The sequence below is a fragment of the Psychrobacter sp. 4Bb genome (assembly GCF_002836735.1).
Taxonomy (GTDB): domain Bacteria; phylum Pseudomonadota; class Gammaproteobacteria; order Pseudomonadales; family Moraxellaceae; genus Psychrobacter.
In genome coordinates, this window is the sequence record NZ_PJAS01000054.1 from 43,583 (window position 1) to 61,868 (window position 18,286).

The following is an 18,286-nucleotide window of genomic DNA, read 5'->3' on the forward strand; positions in this document are numbered from 1 at the left end:
CAGCCACGGCACACGGGTTAAACGGAGTCATACAATGTACGCAGTAATCAAAACTGGTGGTAAACAACACCGTGTAGTCGTCGATGAGTTGCTTAAAGTTGAACTACTAAAAGCAGAAAAAGGCGAAACAATCAAATTTGAAGACGTGTTGATGGTTGTTGACGGCGATAACGTCAAAATCGGTCAGCCTGTTGTTGACGGCGCTAGCGTAGAAGTTGAAGTTGTTGAGCATGGTCGCGGCGAAAAAATCCGTATCATCAAGCACAACCGTCGTAAGCATTATCACAAAGAACAAGGTCACCGCCAATGGTACACCTTGTTAAAAATCAAAGCGATTAATGCCTAATTATCCATTTAGCAATTATTGCTAAATAGCGCACTAAATGCTTAAGAGTTATCGCATCAGCGATAAGTCAAATTAACAAGGAGATTTTCTCATGGCACATAAAAAAGCTGCCGGTTCGAGCCGTAACGGTCGTGATTCAAACCCAAAAATGCTAGGCGTAAAAATCTTTGGTGGCCAAGCTATCACAGCTGGTAACATCATCGTTCGTCAACGTGGTACAGAATTCCATGCAGGCGAAGGCGTTGGCATGGGTCGTGACCATACTTTATTTGCACTGAATGACGGTGTTGTAAAGTTTGCGACCAAAGGTAAATTTAACCGTCGTTATGTTACGGTTGAAAACGCATAATTATCTATTTAGGTCGTTTTATTCTTTGGATAGAATGATCAGATAATTAAAAAAGCCCTTACTGCCTTATGGTAGTAAGGGCTTTTTACGTTTGTAGGGTGATATAAATTAATAATAATTCTAAGCGATATCTTTAAAGCCACTATTAGCATAATTACTGTAGCTAATAATTATAAATGCAAACTTTTACCGTGTAACTGTATTGGTTACAAGCGTGTATGGCAGCCGTAGTAAAGATTGCAAATCATGACTAGGCGCGTAATAAAAAAACTGGCACACTGTTGCCATTGCTGATGGTTACCAGCTTTAGCTTGGTAAAATCAGTATTTATAGAAAACAAAAATTTCAATAGAATATTTTATTTTTAGCGACAACTTTAAAGCGATTATGCTTTTTTAGAGAGGATTTATGATGAACTTATCTACGAAAAAATCAACCAAACAAAAAATGATGAGTGGGGCTTTAGCAGGTGTATTAATGACATCGCTAGGTGTCGCAGCGCCAATGATGGCGTTGACTCAAACGGCTACAGCAGCTCCTGCTGACAACCTAACAGCTGCTAAACGTTTGAACAAATTGCTGACCAATACCAAGAGTATGACAGCCAATTTTAGTCAAACAACTAAAGGCGCGAGTAGTGGTACGTTTAAAGGCTCTATGAGTGTCCAACGTCCAAATAACTTCCGCTGGGAAACCAAGTCACCATCAGAGCAGCTGATCGTTGCTAATGGTAATTCTATGTGGGTTTATGACAAGGATTTAGAGCAAGCGACCAAGCAAAACGTCGACAGCCAAGTAGGTAATACGCCAGCTTTGCTACTGTCAGGTGATCCGAGCAAAATTGATCAAAACTTCAAAATCACTCAGCCATATGACAACAAAAACTACTATGTACTCTATCCTAAGTCAGACAGTGCAAGTTTCAAAAGTCTTTCAATAAGCTTTAGTGGTGGCAAACCTGTCATGATGGTATTGAATGATACTTTGGGACAGACAACCTCTATTAAGTTTAGCGGTATTAAGATGAACCCAAGTATTGGTAGCAGTCAGTTTAAATTTACACCGCCAAAGGGTGTTGATGTGATTAATCAGTAATTAGCAGACGTATTGCTAGGTTTTGATATCAGTTCAAAATCAGCAACGCAATAAAAAGGACAGACCCTATGTGGTCTGTCCTTTTTTATGTGAGTAACTATAGTTTGTTCAGCAGAAAACTTAAGACATAGATCGTATGGTGTCCATATCTGGCATAGGTGGTAGTTCATCCCGATGGCTTAATCCAAACGCATCTAAAAACTGCGCAGTAGTATGAAGCAATGCAGGGTGGCCTAGAGTATCTTTAAAGCCTTTCTCCACAATCCATCCTTTATCAAACAGCTGGCGCAGTATATTGCTCGATAATGTTACTCCGCGCACATGCTCGATATCACTACGCGTCACAGGTTGCTTGTATGCAATGACACTTAGGGTTTCAAGTAGGGCTTGGCTCAGGCGTTCTTGACGCTGCGGAAAAGTACGCTGAATTAGACTGCTATAGTCATCAGATATCTGTAAGCGATAACCGCTGGCTGTCTCATGTAGCCTAAGCACACCTGTATCTAAGCGTTGTTGGAGTACTTCCAAAGTTTGCTTTAATTCTTTAGTAGATAATGACAAATGTTTTTTTAACGAGTGAGCTGTCAGCGGTGCCTCTGACGCATGCAACAGCACCTCGATACGTTTACTCATCTCTTCCAAAGAATCATGCTGCGCGTCAGCTGGTGGTGATGTAGTCATAGCTGTTGATTCTTGGTTCTCGTCATCTTGCTTTGGGTCTTCAATATCTACCATCTAAAGTACGCTCTTATTTCGATTTTGTGATTTTGATAGAGAATGGGCTAGGAGACAGTCTTAGAGCCTGCTAGGCTAGCCACTGTAATGTGAGTGCGGTAGGCTCACTATTCATATCAGAAGGTTCGTCATTGAGAGCAGAGTTGACGATATCGCTATCTACCTCAGTATGGACAACACCAACCAACTGTCGCTTTATAAGCTCAAGTACGGCGACGAAACTCACGACCACGCCTATTTTACCTTGTGCCTTGTCTAGTAGTTCATAAAAGGAGCGCGCCCCATCTGTACTTAATTGCCTGCTAATACTGGCAATACGATCGGCAAGGGGTACTGCATCAACTTTGATTGTATGCATTTGATAGTCAGGCTGTAGTTGCATTTTAAATAAGCTATCAATCAGCAAGTTAGGTGAGTAGCTTGGCAGTTCCGCATTCATAACATCTTGACCAGGCATACTAACCATTGCCAAAAACACATCGCGCTCTAGACGTACTAGATTGTCTAAGCGCTGACTGACCACTTTGATTTGCGCGTATTCTTCGAGGCGTTCGATCAGTTCTGCTTTTGGGTCACGCTCATCGGTTGGGGTGTCAGGGGCGGGTAATAGTAGTTCGGTTTTGATAGCGATGAGCGTTGATGCCATTAGCAGATAATCACCCGCTAATTCAAAGTGCTCGGTATCCAATTCACCGATATAAGCTAAATATTGCTCAGTGATGGGCAGAATGGGCATCTGGGTCAAATCGACGTTGTTCTTTTTGACCAAATACAATAGAAAATCCAATGGACCAGCGAATTGCTCTAACCAAATAGCAAAGGCTTGCGGTGGTACATATAGATCTTCTGGCAAATGCTGCACAGGCGTTTGATAGATACGTAGCGACATATCATGGTTGACTGATTCATCAGGCTCATTCTGATTGTCCATAGGCTCAGAAGTTGAATCAGCCATAGCAGATAAGGCGGCTTTAGACAAAGCCGCCTGTTTGGTGTTTGGTTCAGTTTGCACGTTTAGCACCCGCTTTGATAATAAATTGCGCCAGTAAAACGACTATTCCAGCAACGATTATTTAAGCTTAGCAAGCGGACGGATACCGATAGCACGGCGAGCTTTGTCTAGTTGCTTACGACTATGGCGACGGGCTTTATCCGCACCCATCTGCAAGATTTCTTCTAGCTCTTTTGGATTGGCCATCAGCTCTTCATAACGTGCACGGAATGGCGCGACTTCATCATTAATCTTATCAAATAGAGCTTGTTTTGCATCACCCCAGCCAATACCAGCGGCATAACGCGCACGCATATCAGCAATCTCTTCAGCGGTCGCAAATGCTTTATAAATCTCAAAGATAGCTGAATCATCAGGATCTTTTGGCTCATCAGGTAGCTGTGAGTTAGTCACAATTTTCATGATGGCTTTATGCATCTGTTTTTCAGGACTAATTTGTGGATTTGGCTCACCGAATAGGGGAATCGTATTGCTATAGCTCTTACTCATCTTGCGGCCATCAAGTCCAGTAAGCAGCGGTATATCGTTATCAACGACTGCTGACGGTAGCGTGAAAAGCGACTTATAACGATGATTAAAAGTACCTGCGATATCACGCGCCATCTCGATATGCTGTACTTGATCACGACCAACAGGCACATGGGTCGCATTAAACATCAAGATATCAGCCGCCATTAGCACGGGATAACCAAACAGACCCATGGTGACACCTTGATCAGGATCGACATCGGCTTTTTCTGTATTGATATCAACGGCTGCTTTATAGGCATGAGCGCGGTTCATCAAACCTTTGGCACATGAGCAGTTCAAAATCCAAGCAAGTTCTGGAATTTCAGGTACGTCTGACTGACGGTAGAATGTCACACGCTCTGGGTCTAGACCACAAGCAATCCACGTAGCGGCAATGGCTCTCGTCGACTCATGAATGATAGCAGGGTCATAACAACCGATAATGCCATGGTAGTCTGCTAAAAAGAAAAACGCTTCATGATCACTATTTTGAATAGACTCAATCGCTGGACGAATCGCGCCAACATAGTTACCTAAATGCGGAATACCAGTCGGTTTGATACCAGTCAGGATGCGCTTGGCTTCGGTTGAAGTATCAGAAGCTTGATTGTCAGGAGTACTGTTATTGCTCATGGAAAATCCGTTATTTTGTTTATCAAATTATTATCAGTGCATGGCTAAAATGCAAAATATTAGTCGCAAAGTATAGCAAACTTCACCAGTATTTTTGGGAATAAAGGCTTACTTATAGATATCGGTACGACCGTTTGGTCCATGTTTAAAACGACGATGGAACCACATCCACTGGGTGGGATCAATACGAATGAGTCCTTCTAAAACTTCATTGACCCGAGTGGCATCAGCGACTTCATCTTTACTTGGATAGTTGTCTAATTCTGGCATAATCGTCAAATGATAATGAGGGCGTTTACCATGCGGCAAATTGTCAGGTGTCTGCCGATAAGTATGCAGTGCCATAACAGCTGGTGGCTGTGCTTTGCTACCCAGTTTTGCCATGCGACGCGATGCAGTAATCGTCGCAGCAGGTACACCGAAGAATGGCGCCATGACACCTTGCTTGAGACCATAGTCTTGGTCAGGAGAATACCAAATGACGTGTCCCGCTTTGATAGAGGTAACTAAACTACGCATATCACGACTAGAGATTTGCTTACCAAAAATATTGGTACGACCATTATAAATAAACCAGTCTAATAATGGGTTGTTTTGCGTACGGTACATACAATCTACAGGGAAAAACTGCGCACATAATAGGCCACCCAAATCTAGCATCGTATAATGTGCACCTAGCAGGATAACTGGTCGCTGCTCATTTTGCGCATTAACAATATGCTGTAACCCCGAAATGGAAACAGTTCTAGTAAATATATTTGGCCTGAACCAAGCGCATAACGTTTCAAACACACCAATGCCTTGATTGACAAATACTTGCTTGGCCATTAGTTCACGTTCAGCTTCGGGCTTTTCTGGAAATGCCAGCTTCAGATTGATTAGCGTATCGCGTCTACGCGAGCCAGCAGCTTTATAAATCAATATACCAAGCTTACGACCTAGCCAAAACTGCCAACGTAACGGCAGATATATCATCGGTAGCATTATTAAGAATAATAACCAAATGCCCCAATTCTTTGGTGATAAAAACTGCCACTGAAATGGCTTGTTATCTGCTTGCGCTGTACGCTTATGATTTTGGGTAATTGTCGGTGTGCCAGCAGGTATCGCAGGCGACTTAGCCGACTGTTTCATGCTAGGCGGCACGCTGCTATTGGTAGATGGTTTGCTAGGGTCGAATTGTTCTGGCGCTTTCATAATATCCTTCTGCAGCACGGTTTGAGGCATCATGGCAAATAATAAAGAGTTACTGATATGATGGGGTAGCGTTTGATGCTTTGCAAGTTAGAATTTCTACAGACGCTCTACTTTGTAGTGTCGAAACAAGGCACTCATGTTAGTTATTGCCGCAAAACAAAGCTGGTTTGATGAAGACAATCAGATAATCAACACGCTATCAGTAGGCATAAAAAAACCTTATAAGCTGTGACCAGCTTATAAGGTTTTGCAAAACCAGACTCTTATTTAACTTTGCTACTGAAGCTCTGAGAAAAAGACAACAGCAGCAAAAATATAAGAGAGAGTTTTGATTAACGTTTTGAGAACTGTGGACGTTTACGTGCTTTACGTAGACCCAGTTTCTTACGTTCAACTTGACGTGAATCACGAGTAACAAAACCAGCTGCTTTTAGGGCAGGCTTCAAAGTTTCGTCAGCTTCGATTAATGCACGTGTGATGCCGTGGCGGATTGCGCCAGCTTGACCACTAATACCACCGCCTGCAACAGTTACATATAAGTCATATGCGTTAGCAGAGTCTAGTAGTTCTAATGGTTGACGTACAACCATGCGTGAAGTTTCACGGCTGAAGTATTCGTCAAGTGGCTTACCGTTAACAACGATACTACCAGTACCTTTTGATAAAAAGACACGAGCAGTAGACGTCTTGCGGCGACCAGTTCCGTAATTGCGTTCCATAAGTATATCCTTAGATGTCTAGTTCTTTAGGTTGCTGTGCAGTATGTGGATGATCAGTACCCGCATAAAGTTTCAGCTTCTTGATCATCGCATAGCCAAGAGGGCCCTTTGGAAGCATACCCTTAACTGCTTTGTGTAGAACATCTTCAGGCTTATGTGCAAGCAACTTATTGAAGTTGGTTTCTTTAATACCACCTGGGTAGCCACTGTGACGATAGTACTTTTTGTCTTGTGCTTTTTTACCCGTTACCGTGATTTTGTCAGCATTGATGACAACAATAAAGTCACCAGTATCAACGTGCGGAGTAAAAGAAGGCTTGTGCTTGCCACGTAAGCGAGTTGCGATTTGAGTGGCTAAGCGACCAAGGGTTTTGCCGTCAGCATCTACGACATACCAGTCATGGGTCACTTCAGCTGGTTTTGCACTAAGTGTTTTCATGATAAAACCTTAAAATTAGAATTCGTTGAGAGTTTAGCTGGGAACGGGGCTCTCAAAAAACAGACTGCACATTATAAGCAGTAGCGCCTACGCTTGCAAGCTGCATTGGGGTTTATTTTCGCCTTATATACATTAAACTGCAGCGTCGGCCAGTTTTTAGCGGTTCTAAACATTTGTAAAATACGTTAACGGCTTTCATTAACCCGACAATTATGACGATGATAGACGATAAAGTCCAGCGACAACTTGTCCGACTTTGGTTTGTTTCAGACATTCAAAAGCGATTGGTTGCTGAGTAACGTTTGATTGAGAGTCTAAATTCTCATTTAGCGACGCTTCCAATTGCTTAAGCTGTGCTGACAAATCTTTATCAGCTTCTAAATAAATTAGTGTTTCAGTATTGATTAAGGTATTGGTAATAAGCGCAGTCAAAATAGGCTGCCATAAATCCTGAGCATAAGGTGGATCGATAAATACGATATCAAAAGGACGCGCAGTCAGCTGCTTTTGACGCAATACTTGCTCAGCAGTGCCAGTGATGATTTGGTAAGCAGTAGACTCAAGACGTAATTGCTCAGCACTCTGACGTAGCATGTTGCTTTGTGCTGGATTGATTTCGATAAATGTCGTGTGGGCTGCACCGCGAGATAGCGCTTCAAACCCTAGTACGCCACTGCCAGCACAGCTATCGAGTACATAGGCATCATGAATGTCAGCGAGTAGCCAGTTAAATAAAGTCTCCCGCAAGCGATCTGGGGTAGGTCGCAGGCCATCTGCATCGATGAAACTTACAATACGGCGCTTAAACTGACCACCGATAATGCGTACATCACCCGCTGCCGCACTTTTCGCTTTACGGTTATTCTTTGGTGCGCGTCCATTTGAGGCTTTTTTCATTATTGTGTCTCGCTTACCAATTCTTTGCTAGGTTTTGCTTTTTATACTATTAATCACTTAAACGTCTAGTTACTCAGATGTCGCTGCTGCCGCTTCGGCTTCCGCGGCTTCTTTTTCTTCCAATGCCTTTGCTTCTTTATCACGAATAGCATCACGCATGGCTTTTTCAAAAGCCTTTTGGCGTTTAATGACTTTTAGCTCATCAGCAGAAGGAGGTAACACAGGATCTGTCTTGCGTTGTAATACCCAGTAATCAAATAGAGCACGGCCAATAGGTGCTGCAACAGCACTACCACCGCCGCCATTTTCGACCAATACGGCAAGGGCAATCTGCGGGTCTTCTACTGGGGCAAAACCATTAAACCAAGCATGATCCCAATGGCGCTTATCAATCGCTGACTTGTCATAGCGCTTGCCTTGAGCGATAGATTTCACCTGTGCAGTACCTGTTTTACCAGCGATACGATAGCGCGGGGTATAGATACCGCGTCCTGTACCGTTTTCTACCACGCTTTCCATCGCATCATGCATACGCAACCAGTCGGACGGCTTACCGTTATAGTCGATTTTGCCATCTGGCTTAGTGATGATTTTGACTTCCGCAGCACCATCACTGCTTTTTAATAAATGCGGGGTAATATGATGTCCTTTACTAGCTGTCATGGCCGTAGCGTTAGCAATCTGTAGCGGCGTTGCCAAGAAATACCCTTGCCCAATACTGACCGAGATCGTTTCGCCCGGTAGCCAGTCTTTATCGTAAGTGTCTTTTTTCCATTTTGGCGACGGCATGATGCCTGATTTTTCATTAGGTAAATCAATACCAGTATCTTCACCAAAACCAAAGCGTACCATCCAATCGTGCAGACGCTGAATGCCCATCTCATAAGCCAGCTTATAATAATAAGTATCGACTGACATGGCGATAGATTTTTTTAGATCTACCGTGCCATGACCGCCACGTTTCCAGTCACGGAATCGATGTGTGTCGCCAGGTAAGCTAAAATAACCAGGATCATAGATGGTGCTGTTCCAATCGCGTAAACCATAATGAATACCGCCCAAACCTTCAAATGGCTTGATAGTAGAGCCAGGTGGGTAGGTACCTTGTAGCGCACGGTTATACAGTGGTTGATCCAAATCTTCACGCAGATCGTCGTAGTCTTTGAAAGAAATACCCGATATAAAAGGGTTAGGGTCGTAGCTTGGATTGCTAACAAATGCCAAGACGTCACCGTTTTTTGGGTCTATCGCAACGATTGCACCACGGCGTCCATCAAGTTGCTGCTGGGCGATGGTTTGCAAACCATAATCCAAGCTCAACGTAATATCGTTACCCGCTATCGGCGGCTTGGTATCCAGCTGGCGTAAGATATTACCATGTGCGTCTGTTTCTACCGATTGATAACCCGGTTGCCCAAGCAAAATATCTTCATAGTAATCTTCGATACCAATCTTACCAATTAGGTCAGTACCAGCGTAACGGTCTTTATCGATACGCTTTGACTCTTTGTCATTGATACGTCCGACATAGCCGATGACATGGGCAAACAGCTCATCATAAGGATAAGAGCGCGTAAGCTTGCTCTGGATAGAGACCCCACGGAAGAATGGCTTTCGCTCACTAAACTGAGCCAATTGTGCTTCTGTTAAATCAATCTTAATCGTTACAGGGTCATTTTTATTTTTACTTAGACGCGCCAAGATATCAGTAATATCTGTATCGGTTAAATCAAAAATCGGCGCAAGCAGATGCAACGTACGCTCAGGATTTTCCACCTCATCAGGGCTGAGCATCGCTGTAAATACAGGCTGATTGTCTGCCAGTATTACCCCGTTACGATCATAGATATACCCACGACTAGGTGGCGCAGATATCAGTTTGATACGGTTGTTATCGGCTTGCGTTGTGTATTGATCATGAGCGTAAACTTGCAAATACCCATAACGTGTTATCAAACCGCCCAAACCAATCAATATTATAATCCCAAAGATGATAATACGATTGGTAAAGGTGCTGTTGACCTGTTCGGTATTGGGAGTTATCGGTTTATTCATAGAAGATCAGAGCCCAAACGGTCAGTGAGTCAATAAAAGAAAAATAAGAGGGCAGGTTGGTTAACCAAAGTGCGGTGAGTCTAAAAGATAATGCAAATGGTTTCAATCACATAGAAGGGTATGGTGTGAAATCGTCATGCAGTCATTTATACGCAGGTAGTCTTTGTTATTGCACTACAAATTATAACAGAACAAATGAGCAGGCGCAGTACTCAGTCATATATTTTGTCTTGATTATCTACTGACCAATAACTGGCTTATATTTAGGTTTTTGTTGGGTAGCAGACGATATGAACCATGTCATCTTTAGTCACAACTTGCCGCTGGTCTATATGTGCTAATAAATGGCAAGTATGCTAAAATCAGGCGATTTATTTTATAGTAGTTATTATGGGCGGAGCGTCTTTTGAAACGTTCTTATTTTGCTAAAGTCTCGTTATCAGTAGCGACAATATTAGCAACGACAATCAACCTGTCAGGGACTAGATAAGTCATGGACGTAAATTCATTATGGCAGACGATAGCTGAACACCCAGAGTTTTTTGCCATGCTGACCATCCCACCAGTGACGGCATTCGTCACTTGGGTACATGTGTGGATGGCGCTCAAGATGCTGTTTTATCCGGTTAAGTTCTGGGGTATTCGTATTCCTAACTTCCCATTTTTTGGGTTACCAGGTATTGGTTGGCAAGGTATCGTTCCGCGCAAAGCGGGCAAGATATCAGGGGTTATCGTTGACCAGACGCTCTCAAAACTCGGTTCACTTGATGAGTTTTTTAAGGCGATGGAGCCTGAGCAAATGGCGATATTTGTCACTGATACGGTGGACAAAAACCTTGAGCCATTGATTGATGAGATTATGCTGGATCACTCGCCAGCATTGTGGGGCAATCTGCCTTACGCCCTAAAGCGCCGTGTCTATGCGCAAGCTCATAAAGAGCTGCCCAGTATTATGCAGTCGCTTGTGACAGATTTGACTTATCATGTCGAAGACTTGGTCGATATGCGCAAAATGATTGTCAACACCATGGAAAATGATCGTCGTTTGATGGTCAATATGTTTCTAAAAGTGGGGCAAAAAGAGATAGATTTTATCTGGCACATTAGTGCTTTGATTGGTTTGGTATTTGGTATTATCCAGATGTTTATATTTTTGGTGGTGCCGCAGCATTGGACCGTACCGTTCTTTGCCGCCATTTGGGGTTTTCTCACCAATTGGATTGCCATTTGGATGGTGTTTAATCCAGTAGAGCCGCACTTCATCCCTTATTTGAAGCTGTTTACGGTGCAGAGTCGCTTTCCATTTATCAAACCTGTCATACCGCATATCGCAAAGTATCGCTTACAAGGCGGCTTCATGAAGCGCCAAGAGGAAGTTTCTGAGGTTTTTGCTGAAATTGTGGTAAAAGATTTGGTCACTCTAGAAAACATCATGAATGAAATGATGTATGGCGATCGCTCAGCGCAAACCCGTGATTTGATGAAATCGCATCTATATACGGTGCTAGAGTCACCAGTGATTAGTACGACATTACGTGTGGGATTGGGTCGCCGTGATTATGGACAACTCAAAAATACCATTATCGACAAGTCTATTGTCGCAACAATGGTACCACTGCGAGATCCTGAGCTAAATGAAAGCCGAGCCAGTAAGATATTTGGTCTGTTTCGCGATAGAATACGTGCGCTCACGCCAAATGAGTTTCAGAACCTGTTGCGTCCCGCTTTCCGAGAGGATGAGATGACGTTAATTGTTTTGGGCGGTTTGACTGGTTTTCTAGCAGGTTGGTTGCATTTAGTGTTAGTATTTTTCCCCTCGATGCAGTAATGCATCAATAAGTATTTTTAATTAGTCATGAACGGCTGTATTGAATAAGCTTTGAATAACTAGAAAATGTAAAGTTAACAATAGATAAGCATTTTGTATCAATCATTCATATTGATACGTCACAATGATAGTAGCGGGTTTTATGTGCTTCTACAGCAATTGAAACCTCAGTTTTTAACCGTAAACTATGACCGCATAAAGGACTATTAGCGTTTGCCAGTGGCTAGCAATGCCATCGGTGAACCCTTAATTGTATCCAAGGTAAACAAGGTTAGACCGTATGTTAATCACAGAATTGGGTTATTTTGCCTTGCTGGCCGCTTTTATACTAGCGATTTTGCAGGTGGTACTACCAACCATTGGCGTCATGCGTGACCACGTCGCTTGGCAGCGTTTGGCGCCAAGTCTGGCATGGGCGCAATTTGCGGCAATGATTACCTCATTTGCTGCGCTAATGGCAGGCTTTTATTATAACGACTTTAGTCTCGTCTACGTCACTCAGCACTCCAATACATTGCTGCCTTGGTACTACAAGCTGTCGGCGACATGGGGCGGGCATGAAGGCTCGTTGCTATTGTGGATGACCATCATGGCCACTTGGTGCGCGCTGGTCTCTTACTTCAGTCGTGGGTTGCCGTTGTCTATGCGTGCGCGAGTGCTGGTGATATTAGCAGGCGTGCAGATGATGATGCTAGCGATGCTTATCTTTACCTCATCGCCGTTTGACCGCACATTGCCCAATCTACCTGTTGATGGCGCGGATCTAAATCCTGTATTGCAAGATTTTGGTTTGATTATTCACCCGCCGATGCTTTATATGGGCTATGTGGGTATGGTTGTGCCATTTGCGTTTTGTATGGCAGCACTGTGGGAAGGGCGTTTGGATGCGGTATGGACACGTTGGTCGCGTCCATGGGCATTGGCTGCTTGGGGGTTCTTAACAGTCGGTATCGCGCTTGGCTCATGGTGGGCTTATTATGAGCTTGGCTGGGGCGGTTGGTGGTTCTGGGATCCAGTAGAGAACGCATCATTAATGCCGTGGTTGGCAGGAACGGCGCTACTGCATTCGCTTGCTGTCACCGAAAAACGCGGTGTATTTAAAGCATGGACGATTATGCTCGCAATCTTTGCTTTTGCGCTTAGCTTGCTTGGTACGTTCTTAGTACGTTCAGGTGTCATCACGTCAGTGCATTCATTTGCCGCTGATCCAACGCGTGGTCTAGTGATTCTAGTCATCCTCGGTATTATCGTCGGCGGTGGTCTGTTGATGTTTGCGGTACGTGGCTGGCGTTTGACGGTCGAGAGTCAGTATCGACTTATCTCACGTGAATCATTTTTGGTGATTAACAACGTTATTATTCTCATTTCAACCTTAGTGGTACTACTTGGTACGCTATACCCTATTATTGCTGATGCCTTTAACTTAGGTCAGGTATCTGTTGGCCCTCCATACTTCAACGCCCTGTTTGTGCCGTTGACATGGCTACTACTGGTGGCGATGGGTATGGGCTCTAATATCCGCTGGAAACAAGACAGCCGCCCATTATTGGGTGCTGGTATGGTTATCGCGGTGAGCAGTTTGGTATTGGCCGCCATTATTACCTATTTCACCAGTCCATCAGCGATGCTAAATATCGGTGTCACATTGGCGGTTAGCTTTTGGGTGTTGTTATGGATGGTTGTCGATTTCAAAGACAAGACCAAAAATGCACCAAGTCGCTTAAACGGCTTACGTCAGTTGCGTCTAAGTTATTGGGGTCAACAGACCGCTCATATTGGCGTTATCATTGCAGTTATCGGCGTGGCATTTACCAGTACGTTGAGTATTGAGCGCGATGTGGCACTAGGGCCTAACGATAATGTCAATGTGCAAGGCTATGACTTTACGGTGAAAGGCTTTAGTGAAGTAAAAGGCAGTAACTTTGACGCTACGCAAGCAGAAGTAACAGTCAGTAAAGACGGTCAAGAAGTGACCACGTTATATCCTGAAAAGCGTAACTATATCATCAGTATGATGCCAATGACGGAGGCTGCGATTGATGCCAATTTGATGCGCGATGTCTACGTAGCACTTGGTGAGCCAATTGCTGAAGACAGCAATGAATGGGCTTTCCGTATTTATGTCAAACCGCTTATCCGCTGGATATGGTTGGGTGCACTTATCATGGCGTTTGGCGCATTGCTCAGCATGCTAGACAATCGTTACCGTATCAAAAAAACCAAAACACCTGCGCAAATCGCGGCCAAAAAATCAGGCTTTGCGACGGTTGCAGATTTGGATACGTCAGCTACAAAGATAGGGGAGCGTTAATATGACTACCTCAAACAATGGACCTGATAAAAAAGCTCAGCAAGATGTTGTCAAAGACCCTAAAGTTGCAAGCAGCAATAAAGTAAAAACTAAGAAAAAACTAAAAATTGGGTTTTTGATTCCGCTGGTTATCTTTATTGGTTTGGTCGCTATGCTCTATATGCGTTTGGGCAAGCCGACTGATATCGTAACCAATACAGCGCTTGAGCGTCCAGTACCTGCCTTTGAGTTGCCATTATTATCAGATACCAGTCGTATCATGACGAATGACAACCTGCCAGATAAGCCATTCCTCATGAATATTTGGGGCTCTTGGTGTCCAACTTGTATCATTGAGCATCCTTTTTTGATGAAGCTAGAAGAGCGCGGCGTTAACTTAGTAGGCGTAAACTACAAAGATGATATTGGGGATGCATTAGGGTATCTGAATCGCGGTGGCGACCCGTTCTCTATGTCTATTCAGGACTTGTCAGGGCAGTTTGCTCTAGATTTGGGTCTGACTGGTGCGCCTGAGACTTTCATCGTCGATGGTGATGGGATTATTCGTCAGCATATCATCGGTGAGATCAATGAGAGCAATTGGCAAAGTCGTATTACGCCTTGCTTGATGGTACTCAATGACGCTAGTAATAATGGTGTCAGTCCAGATCCGAGCCAAGTTGCGGAGGCGTGCAAATGATAGCCTACCAAATAATAAAGGCGACCATAAAGTTAGCAAGCTTGTTTATCGCTTGTTTATTGAGTATGGCAAGCTTTGCTGCCATTGATGTTTATGATTTTGATTCTGTGCAACAAGAAGCACAGTATCGCGGTCTCATCGAAGAGCTACGCTGCCCGAAATGTCAAAATCAGAACTTGGCAGGGTCTGATGCGCCAATTGCGCAAGACTTAAAGCAAAAAACCTATGACTTGATAAAAGATGGTCGTAGTGATGGCGAGATTCGAGCCTATATGCAAGAGCGCTATGGCGACTTTATCAGTTACAAGCCACCAGTACGTCCTTCGACATGGATTTTATGGTTTTTCCCACCATTATTATTGATCGTTTTATTGGTCGGTTGGTTTTGGCAAAGTAAACGCCGTCAGCTTGTCGCTAGCGGCGAGAGTGGTGTAGTAGTAGACAACCATGTCAAAGCGTTGTCTGCCGCTGAAAAAGCAGAACTTGATCGCTTATTGTCACGAGCCAATAACGATGACAAAGACGACACTACAAGCCTTGGGGGCAAAAAATGACCATATTTTCTACTGTTGGCTTATTTATTGCGCTAAGTTTACTTGTCGCTCTACTATTGGGCATTATCACCATTAAGCCGTGGTTAAGAGCACCGCGTTCGCATAGCATGCCTGTGGACAATCAACTGCTGGATATCAACGTTGCTGTGTTTCGTGAGCGACTAGCAGAGCTGAAAACAGACAAAGACAGTGGTATCATTGATGACCATCACTATCAAAACCAGAAGCTTGAGCTTGAACGTCAGCTTTTGGATGCTCAGCGTGAAGTGTCACCGATGGTCACGCCTGGTATCAAAAGCCGATTGATTATTATGGTTTGGGTGCCTGTATTGACTGCTATGGCGTATCTGATGGTCGGTGATCGCACACCTGTATTTGAGCTGTGGGCTGCTGAGGACAAAGTCGGCCAAGTGGCAGATGACTTACTGACAGGTAGAATCGATCAGCCACCGGCTTGGGCAATTGAAGATGGTAATCAGCTGATTAGTGCCATGCAGACTAACGTCTATCGTCATGCCAGTGACTACAATCGCTGGATGCGCCTGTCGGAGCTGTTCTTGTCATTAGAGGCGACTGATTCGGCATTAGAGGCTTTGTCGCGCGCTTATCGTCTATCACCTGATAACGAAGAGATTGCGACCACTTATGCGCAGATTAGTTTCTTTGCTAATAAGGGTCAGTTAGATGCCAATAGCCGCCGAGTGTTAGAAAACATACTGGCCAAAAACCCAGAGCATGAGGGCGCACAAATGCTTATGGTGATGGGTGAGGCACGTGCTAGCAACTTCGATCAAGCGCAAGGCTGGATTAAACGTCTGCGTGACAGTATCGCTGCCAAACCAGGTGATCATACGCAAGCGCTATCAAGTCTAGATGAGCTTAGCGCTAATGTGGTGATGCAGCAACAGCAAGCCTCTGAAGGCGTCGAAGTGACAGTCAAAATAAATGCTAGTCTGTTACCATTGGTAAAAGCTGACGATACGCTGTTTGTAGCGATACGTGACGTGAAAGGTGGTCCACCATTTGCGGCTAAGCGTCTACCGATTAGCAATATCAAACAAGGCGAAGCGGTTATTAGCCTAAGTGATCTTGATGCTATGATGCCAGAGCGTACCCTAGGGTCGGCTCGTTCTGATAAAGTACAGCTAGCGGTCATCGCTCGTATCAGTCATAGTGGCAATGCTACCGCAGAGTCAGGCGACCTCTCGGGTAATCCAGTGGTTATCAGCGCAGAACAAAATCAGGTCAACGTGGAAATAAATCAGCAAGTTCCATAGCCATAGTAGTAATATAAATACTGGACGCTAATGGTATTTATTATATAGACGCTGTTGCTCAGTATGGACGCGAGCAGCAGTGTTATGATTGACTTGATTAAAAGAGATATAAAGGTAACCCAGATATATAAATGGGCACTCCAAACGCAGTCAATACTGCTGCTTTTTATCTTGAATTGACCATGTATGAACAGATAAGTCATGCCAACTTGTCACATCAATAATGAAAATACTTGAGCTTTGCAGGGCCACAAGGTAAGGTAGCTTTGCAAACAACTAATCCCAGAGTTTTATTAATCCCAAAATCCTATCTATTAAGGAGAGTCGTGTAATGATGCGTATTATTTTACTAGGACCACCAGGCGCCGGTAAAGGTACCCAAGCCCAGTTTATTTCTAAAGAATATGATATTCCACAGATCTCAACTGGCGACATGCTACGTGCAGCAATTAAAGAAGGTAGCGAGCTTGGCAAAAAAGCCAAAGATATCATGAATGCTGGTGGTTTGGTTTCTGATGACCTCATTATCAACCTAGTGAAAGAGCGTATCGCTAAGCCTGATTGTGTGAATGGTTGTATCCTAGATGGTTTCCCGCGCACTATTCCTCAAGCGCAAGCACTTGCAGACGCTGATGTTGCTATCGATCATGTTATCGAAATCAGTGTACCTGATGACGAAATCGTGAGCCGTTTATCTGGCCGTCGTCAGCATCCAGGTTCAGGTCGCGTTTATCATGTCGATCACAATCCACCAAAGGTTGAAGGCATCGATGACGTCACTGGTGAAGCGCTTATCCAGCGTGAAGATGACCAAGAAGCGACTATTCGTGACCGTCTATCTACTTATCATGAGCAAACGTCAGCATTGGTTGGTTTTTACCAAGACAAAGCTAAAGAAGGCGATGATGCGCCTAACTATGACAAGTTTGATGGTACGCAAGGTATTGATGACGTTAAGCAGCAAATTTTGTCTGCATTAAAAGGCTAACTATCGAGGTTAGCTAATTGATTTAGCCAGTCGATGTAGTCGTTGAAGACCCTGTTTAATAGCAGGGTTTTTTTATGGCTGATAATTTTATGCCTCATAAAACATACCCACAAAAAAACCGCTTACTCATTATAAGTAAACGGCCTTTTATCAAATATACGACTCGTAGAGCTCATATATTTTAATTAATGCTTATGCATTACCTTGAGCATCAACTTGTGCTTGCTGCTGGCTTTGTGCATATGCTTGATCAAAGTTCACAGGTGCTAGTAGCAATTGTGGGAAGCTACCACGTGTCACGATGTCGCTGATGACTTCACGAGCATATGGGAACAACACATTAGGGCAGTATGCGCCTAGGATTTGACCGATTTGATCTTCTGGAATGTCTTTTAGTAAGAAGATACCTGCTTGATGCACTTCAGCGATAAATGCTGCTTCTTCCGCATTTTTGGCAGTAACGCTCACAGTTAGGATGATTTGATAATGATCGTCATCTAGTTTTTCAGCGTTGCTAGACAAATTGATATCAAGCTCTGGGTTCCACTCTTTGGTGAATACGCTAGCGCCTGGGACTTCAAGTGACATGTCTTTTACGTAGATGCGTTCTAGTGCCAATTGTGGTTGTGCTTGTTCTTCAGCCATGGTAAATCCTCTAAAAT

18 protein-coding genes are annotated in these 18,286 nt (G+C 43.8%); 9 read left to right on the forward strand and 9 right to left on the reverse strand.

Annotation, left to right across the window (positions count from 1 at the left end):
* Window positions 1–34: 34 nt before the first annotated feature.
* The 3 genes from rplU to lolA all read left to right on the forward strand — a co-directional run bounded on the left by rplU (window position 35) and on the right by lolA (window position 1,790).
* Window positions 35–346: a 50S ribosomal protein L21 gene (gene rplU, locus CXF60_RS04705; RefSeq protein WP_057761012.1), complete on the forward strand. Its 312-nt coding sequence runs from the start codon at window positions 35–37 to the stop codon at window positions 344–346.
* Between the two features lie 91 nt (window positions 347–437).
* Window positions 438–695, forward strand: a complete 258-nt coding sequence (rpmA, locus tag CXF60_RS04710; protein WP_021813611.1) for a 50S ribosomal protein L27 — start codon at window positions 438–440, stop codon at window positions 693–695.
* Between the two features lie 408 nt (window positions 696–1,103).
* On the forward strand, window positions 1,104–1,790 hold the full coding sequence (lolA, locus tag CXF60_RS04715; RefSeq protein WP_413786677.1) for an outer membrane lipoprotein periplasmic chaperone LolA: 687 nt from the start codon (window positions 1,104–1,106) through the stop codon (window positions 1,788–1,790).
* Between the two features lie 120 nt (window positions 1,791–1,910).
* On the opposite strand, the gene scpB is transcribed toward lolA, so the two are convergent.
* The 8 genes from scpB to mrdA all read right to left on the reverse strand — a co-directional run bounded on the left by scpB (window position 1,911) and on the right by mrdA (window position 9,987).
* The gene (scpB, locus tag CXF60_RS04720) at window positions 1,911–2,471 is read right to left on the reverse strand and encodes an SMC-Scp complex subunit ScpB (RefSeq protein WP_102091016.1); all 561 of its coding nucleotides are present in this window, start codon (window positions 2,469–2,471) and stop codon (window positions 1,911–1,913) included.
* A 124-nt stretch (window positions 2,472–2,595) separates the two neighbouring features.
* Window positions 2,596–3,456, reverse strand: coding sequence for a segregation and condensation protein A (locus CXF60_RS04725; RefSeq protein ID WP_102091017.1), 861 nt, complete (start codon window positions 3,454–3,456; stop codon window positions 2,596–2,598).
* A 138-nt stretch (window positions 3,457–3,594) separates the two neighbouring features.
* Window positions 3,595–4,680, reverse strand: coding sequence for a tryptophan--tRNA ligase (locus tag CXF60_RS04730; RefSeq protein WP_102091003.1), 1,086 nt, complete (start codon window positions 4,678–4,680; stop codon window positions 3,595–3,597).
* Window positions 4,681–4,788: 108 nt separating this feature from the next.
* Window positions 4,789–5,877 carry an LpxL/LpxP family acyltransferase gene (locus tag CXF60_RS04735; RefSeq protein WP_102091004.1) on the reverse strand — a complete coding sequence of 363 codons (1,089 nt, stop codon included), beginning with the start codon at window positions 5,875–5,877 and terminating at the stop codon, window positions 4,789–4,791.
* 332 nt (window positions 5,878–6,209) lie between these two features.
* Window positions 6,210–6,596: a 30S ribosomal protein S9 gene (rpsI, locus tag CXF60_RS04740; RefSeq protein WP_021813618.1), complete on the reverse strand. Its 387-nt coding sequence runs from the start codon at window positions 6,594–6,596 to the stop codon at window positions 6,210–6,212.
* A gap of 10 nt (window positions 6,597–6,606) precedes the next feature.
* A complete protein-coding gene (gene rplM / locus CXF60_RS04745; RefSeq protein WP_057761004.1) occupies window positions 6,607–7,035 on the reverse strand; it encodes a 50S ribosomal protein L13 in 429 nt (142 codons plus the stop codon).
* 210 nt (window positions 7,036–7,245) lie between these two features.
* Window positions 7,246–7,932, reverse strand: coding sequence for a 16S rRNA (guanine(966)-N(2))-methyltransferase RsmD (gene rsmD / locus CXF60_RS04750; RefSeq protein WP_102091005.1), 687 nt, complete (start codon window positions 7,930–7,932; stop codon window positions 7,246–7,248).
* Between the two features lie 69 nt (window positions 7,933–8,001).
* Window positions 8,002–9,987: a penicillin-binding protein 2 gene (mrdA, locus tag CXF60_RS04755; protein ID WP_102091006.1), complete on the reverse strand. Its 1,986-nt coding sequence runs from the start codon at window positions 9,985–9,987 to the stop codon at window positions 8,002–8,004.
* Between the two features lie 493 nt (window positions 9,988–10,480).
* On the opposite strand from mrdA, the gene CXF60_RS04760 reads away from it, so the two are divergent.
* From CXF60_RS04760 to adk, 6 genes are all read left to right on the forward strand, one after another.
* Window positions 10,481–11,815, forward strand: a complete 1,335-nt coding sequence (locus CXF60_RS04760) for a DUF445 domain-containing protein (RefSeq protein ID WP_101206367.1) — start codon at window positions 10,481–10,483, stop codon at window positions 11,813–11,815.
* Between the two features lie 280 nt (window positions 11,816–12,095).
* Window positions 12,096–14,126 carry a heme lyase CcmF/NrfE family subunit gene (locus tag CXF60_RS04765; RefSeq protein WP_102091007.1) on the forward strand — a complete coding sequence of 677 codons (2,031 nt, stop codon included), beginning with the start codon at window positions 12,096–12,098 and terminating at the stop codon, window positions 14,124–14,126.
* A gap of 1 nt (window position 14,127) precedes the next feature.
* Window positions 14,128–14,805 carry a DsbE family thiol:disulfide interchange protein gene (locus CXF60_RS04770; RefSeq protein ID WP_102077874.1) on the forward strand — a complete coding sequence of 226 codons (678 nt, stop codon included), beginning with the start codon at window positions 14,128–14,130 and terminating at the stop codon, window positions 14,803–14,805.
* A complete protein-coding gene (locus tag CXF60_RS04775; RefSeq protein ID WP_102091008.1) occupies window positions 14,802–15,359 on the forward strand; it encodes a cytochrome c-type biogenesis protein in 558 nt (185 codons plus the stop codon). The genes CXF60_RS04770 and CXF60_RS04775 overlap by 4 nt, the downstream gene beginning before the upstream one ends.
* Complete coding sequence (gene ccmI, locus CXF60_RS04780; protein WP_102091009.1) at window positions 15,356–16,636, forward strand: c-type cytochrome biogenesis protein CcmI; 1,281 nt, start codon at window positions 15,356–15,358, stop codon at window positions 16,634–16,636. Before CXF60_RS04775 ends, ccmI begins: the two co-directional genes overlap by 4 nt.
* Before the next feature lie 334 nt (window positions 16,637–16,970).
* On the forward strand, window positions 16,971–17,624 hold the full coding sequence (gene adk / locus CXF60_RS04785) for an adenylate kinase (protein ID WP_180952604.1): 654 nt from the start codon (window positions 16,971–16,973) through the stop codon (window positions 17,622–17,624).
* Window positions 17,625–17,816: 192 nt separating this feature from the next.
* Here the strand turns inward: adk and secB are convergent, their stop codons facing one another.
* Window positions 17,817–18,269 carry a protein-export chaperone SecB gene (gene secB, locus CXF60_RS04790; RefSeq protein ID WP_057760989.1) on the reverse strand — a complete coding sequence of 151 codons (453 nt, stop codon included), beginning with the start codon at window positions 18,267–18,269 and terminating at the stop codon, window positions 17,817–17,819.
* Window positions 18,270–18,286 lie beyond the last annotated feature (17 nt).

Excerpts from the sequence above, each read along its gene's own strand:
- rplU (WP_057761012.1), top strand. The coding sequence starts at position 35 with ATGTACGCAGTAATCAAAACTGGTGGTAAACAACACCGTGTAGTCGTC.
- rpmA (WP_021813611.1), top strand. The coding sequence starts at position 438 with ATGGCACATAAAAAAGCTGCCGGTTCGAGCCGTAACGGTCGTGATTCA.
- lolA (WP_413786677.1), top strand. The coding sequence starts at position 1,104 with ATGATGAACTTATCTACGAAAAAATCAACCAAACAAAAAATGATGAGT.
- scpB (WP_102091016.1), bottom strand. The coding sequence starts at position 2,471 with ATGACTACATCACCACCAGCTGACGCGCAGCATGATTCTTTGGAAGAG.
- CXF60_RS04725 (WP_102091017.1), bottom strand. The coding sequence starts at position 3,456 with ATGGACAATCAGAATGAGCCTGATGAATCAGTCAACCATGATATGTCG.
- CXF60_RS04730 (WP_102091003.1), bottom strand. The coding sequence starts at position 4,680 with ATGAGCAATAACAGTACTCCTGACAATCAAGCTTCTGATACTTCAACC.
- CXF60_RS04735 (WP_102091004.1), bottom strand. The coding sequence starts at position 5,877 with ATGAAAGCGCCAGAACAATTCGACCCTAGCAAACCATCTACCAATAGC.
- rpsI (WP_021813618.1), bottom strand. The coding sequence starts at position 6,596 with ATGGAACGCAATTACGGAACTGGTCGCCGCAAGACGTCTACTGCTCGT.
- rplM (WP_057761004.1), bottom strand. The coding sequence starts at position 7,035 with ATGAAAACACTTAGTGCAAAACCAGCTGAAGTGACCCATGACTGGTAT.
- rsmD (WP_102091005.1), bottom strand. The coding sequence starts at position 7,932 with ATGAAAAAAGCCTCAAATGGACGCGCACCAAAGAATAACCGTAAAGCG.
- mrdA (WP_102091006.1), bottom strand. The coding sequence starts at position 9,987 with ATGAATAAACCGATAACTCCCAATACCGAACAGGTCAACAGCACCTTT.
- CXF60_RS04760 (WP_101206367.1), top strand. The coding sequence starts at position 10,481 with ATGGACGTAAATTCATTATGGCAGACGATAGCTGAACACCCAGAGTTT.
- CXF60_RS04765 (WP_102091007.1), top strand. The coding sequence starts at position 12,096 with ATGTTAATCACAGAATTGGGTTATTTTGCCTTGCTGGCCGCTTTTATA.
- CXF60_RS04770 (WP_102077874.1), top strand. The coding sequence starts at position 14,128 with ATGACTACCTCAAACAATGGACCTGATAAAAAAGCTCAGCAAGATGTT.
- CXF60_RS04775 (WP_102091008.1), top strand. The coding sequence starts at position 14,802 with ATGATAGCCTACCAAATAATAAAGGCGACCATAAAGTTAGCAAGCTTG.
- ccmI (WP_102091009.1), top strand. The coding sequence starts at position 15,356 with ATGACCATATTTTCTACTGTTGGCTTATTTATTGCGCTAAGTTTACTT.
- adk (WP_180952604.1), top strand. The coding sequence starts at position 16,971 with ATGCGTATTATTTTACTAGGACCACCAGGCGCCGGTAAAGGTACCCAA.
- secB (WP_057760989.1), bottom strand. The coding sequence starts at position 18,269 with ATGGCTGAAGAACAAGCACAACCACAATTGGCACTAGAACGCATCTAC.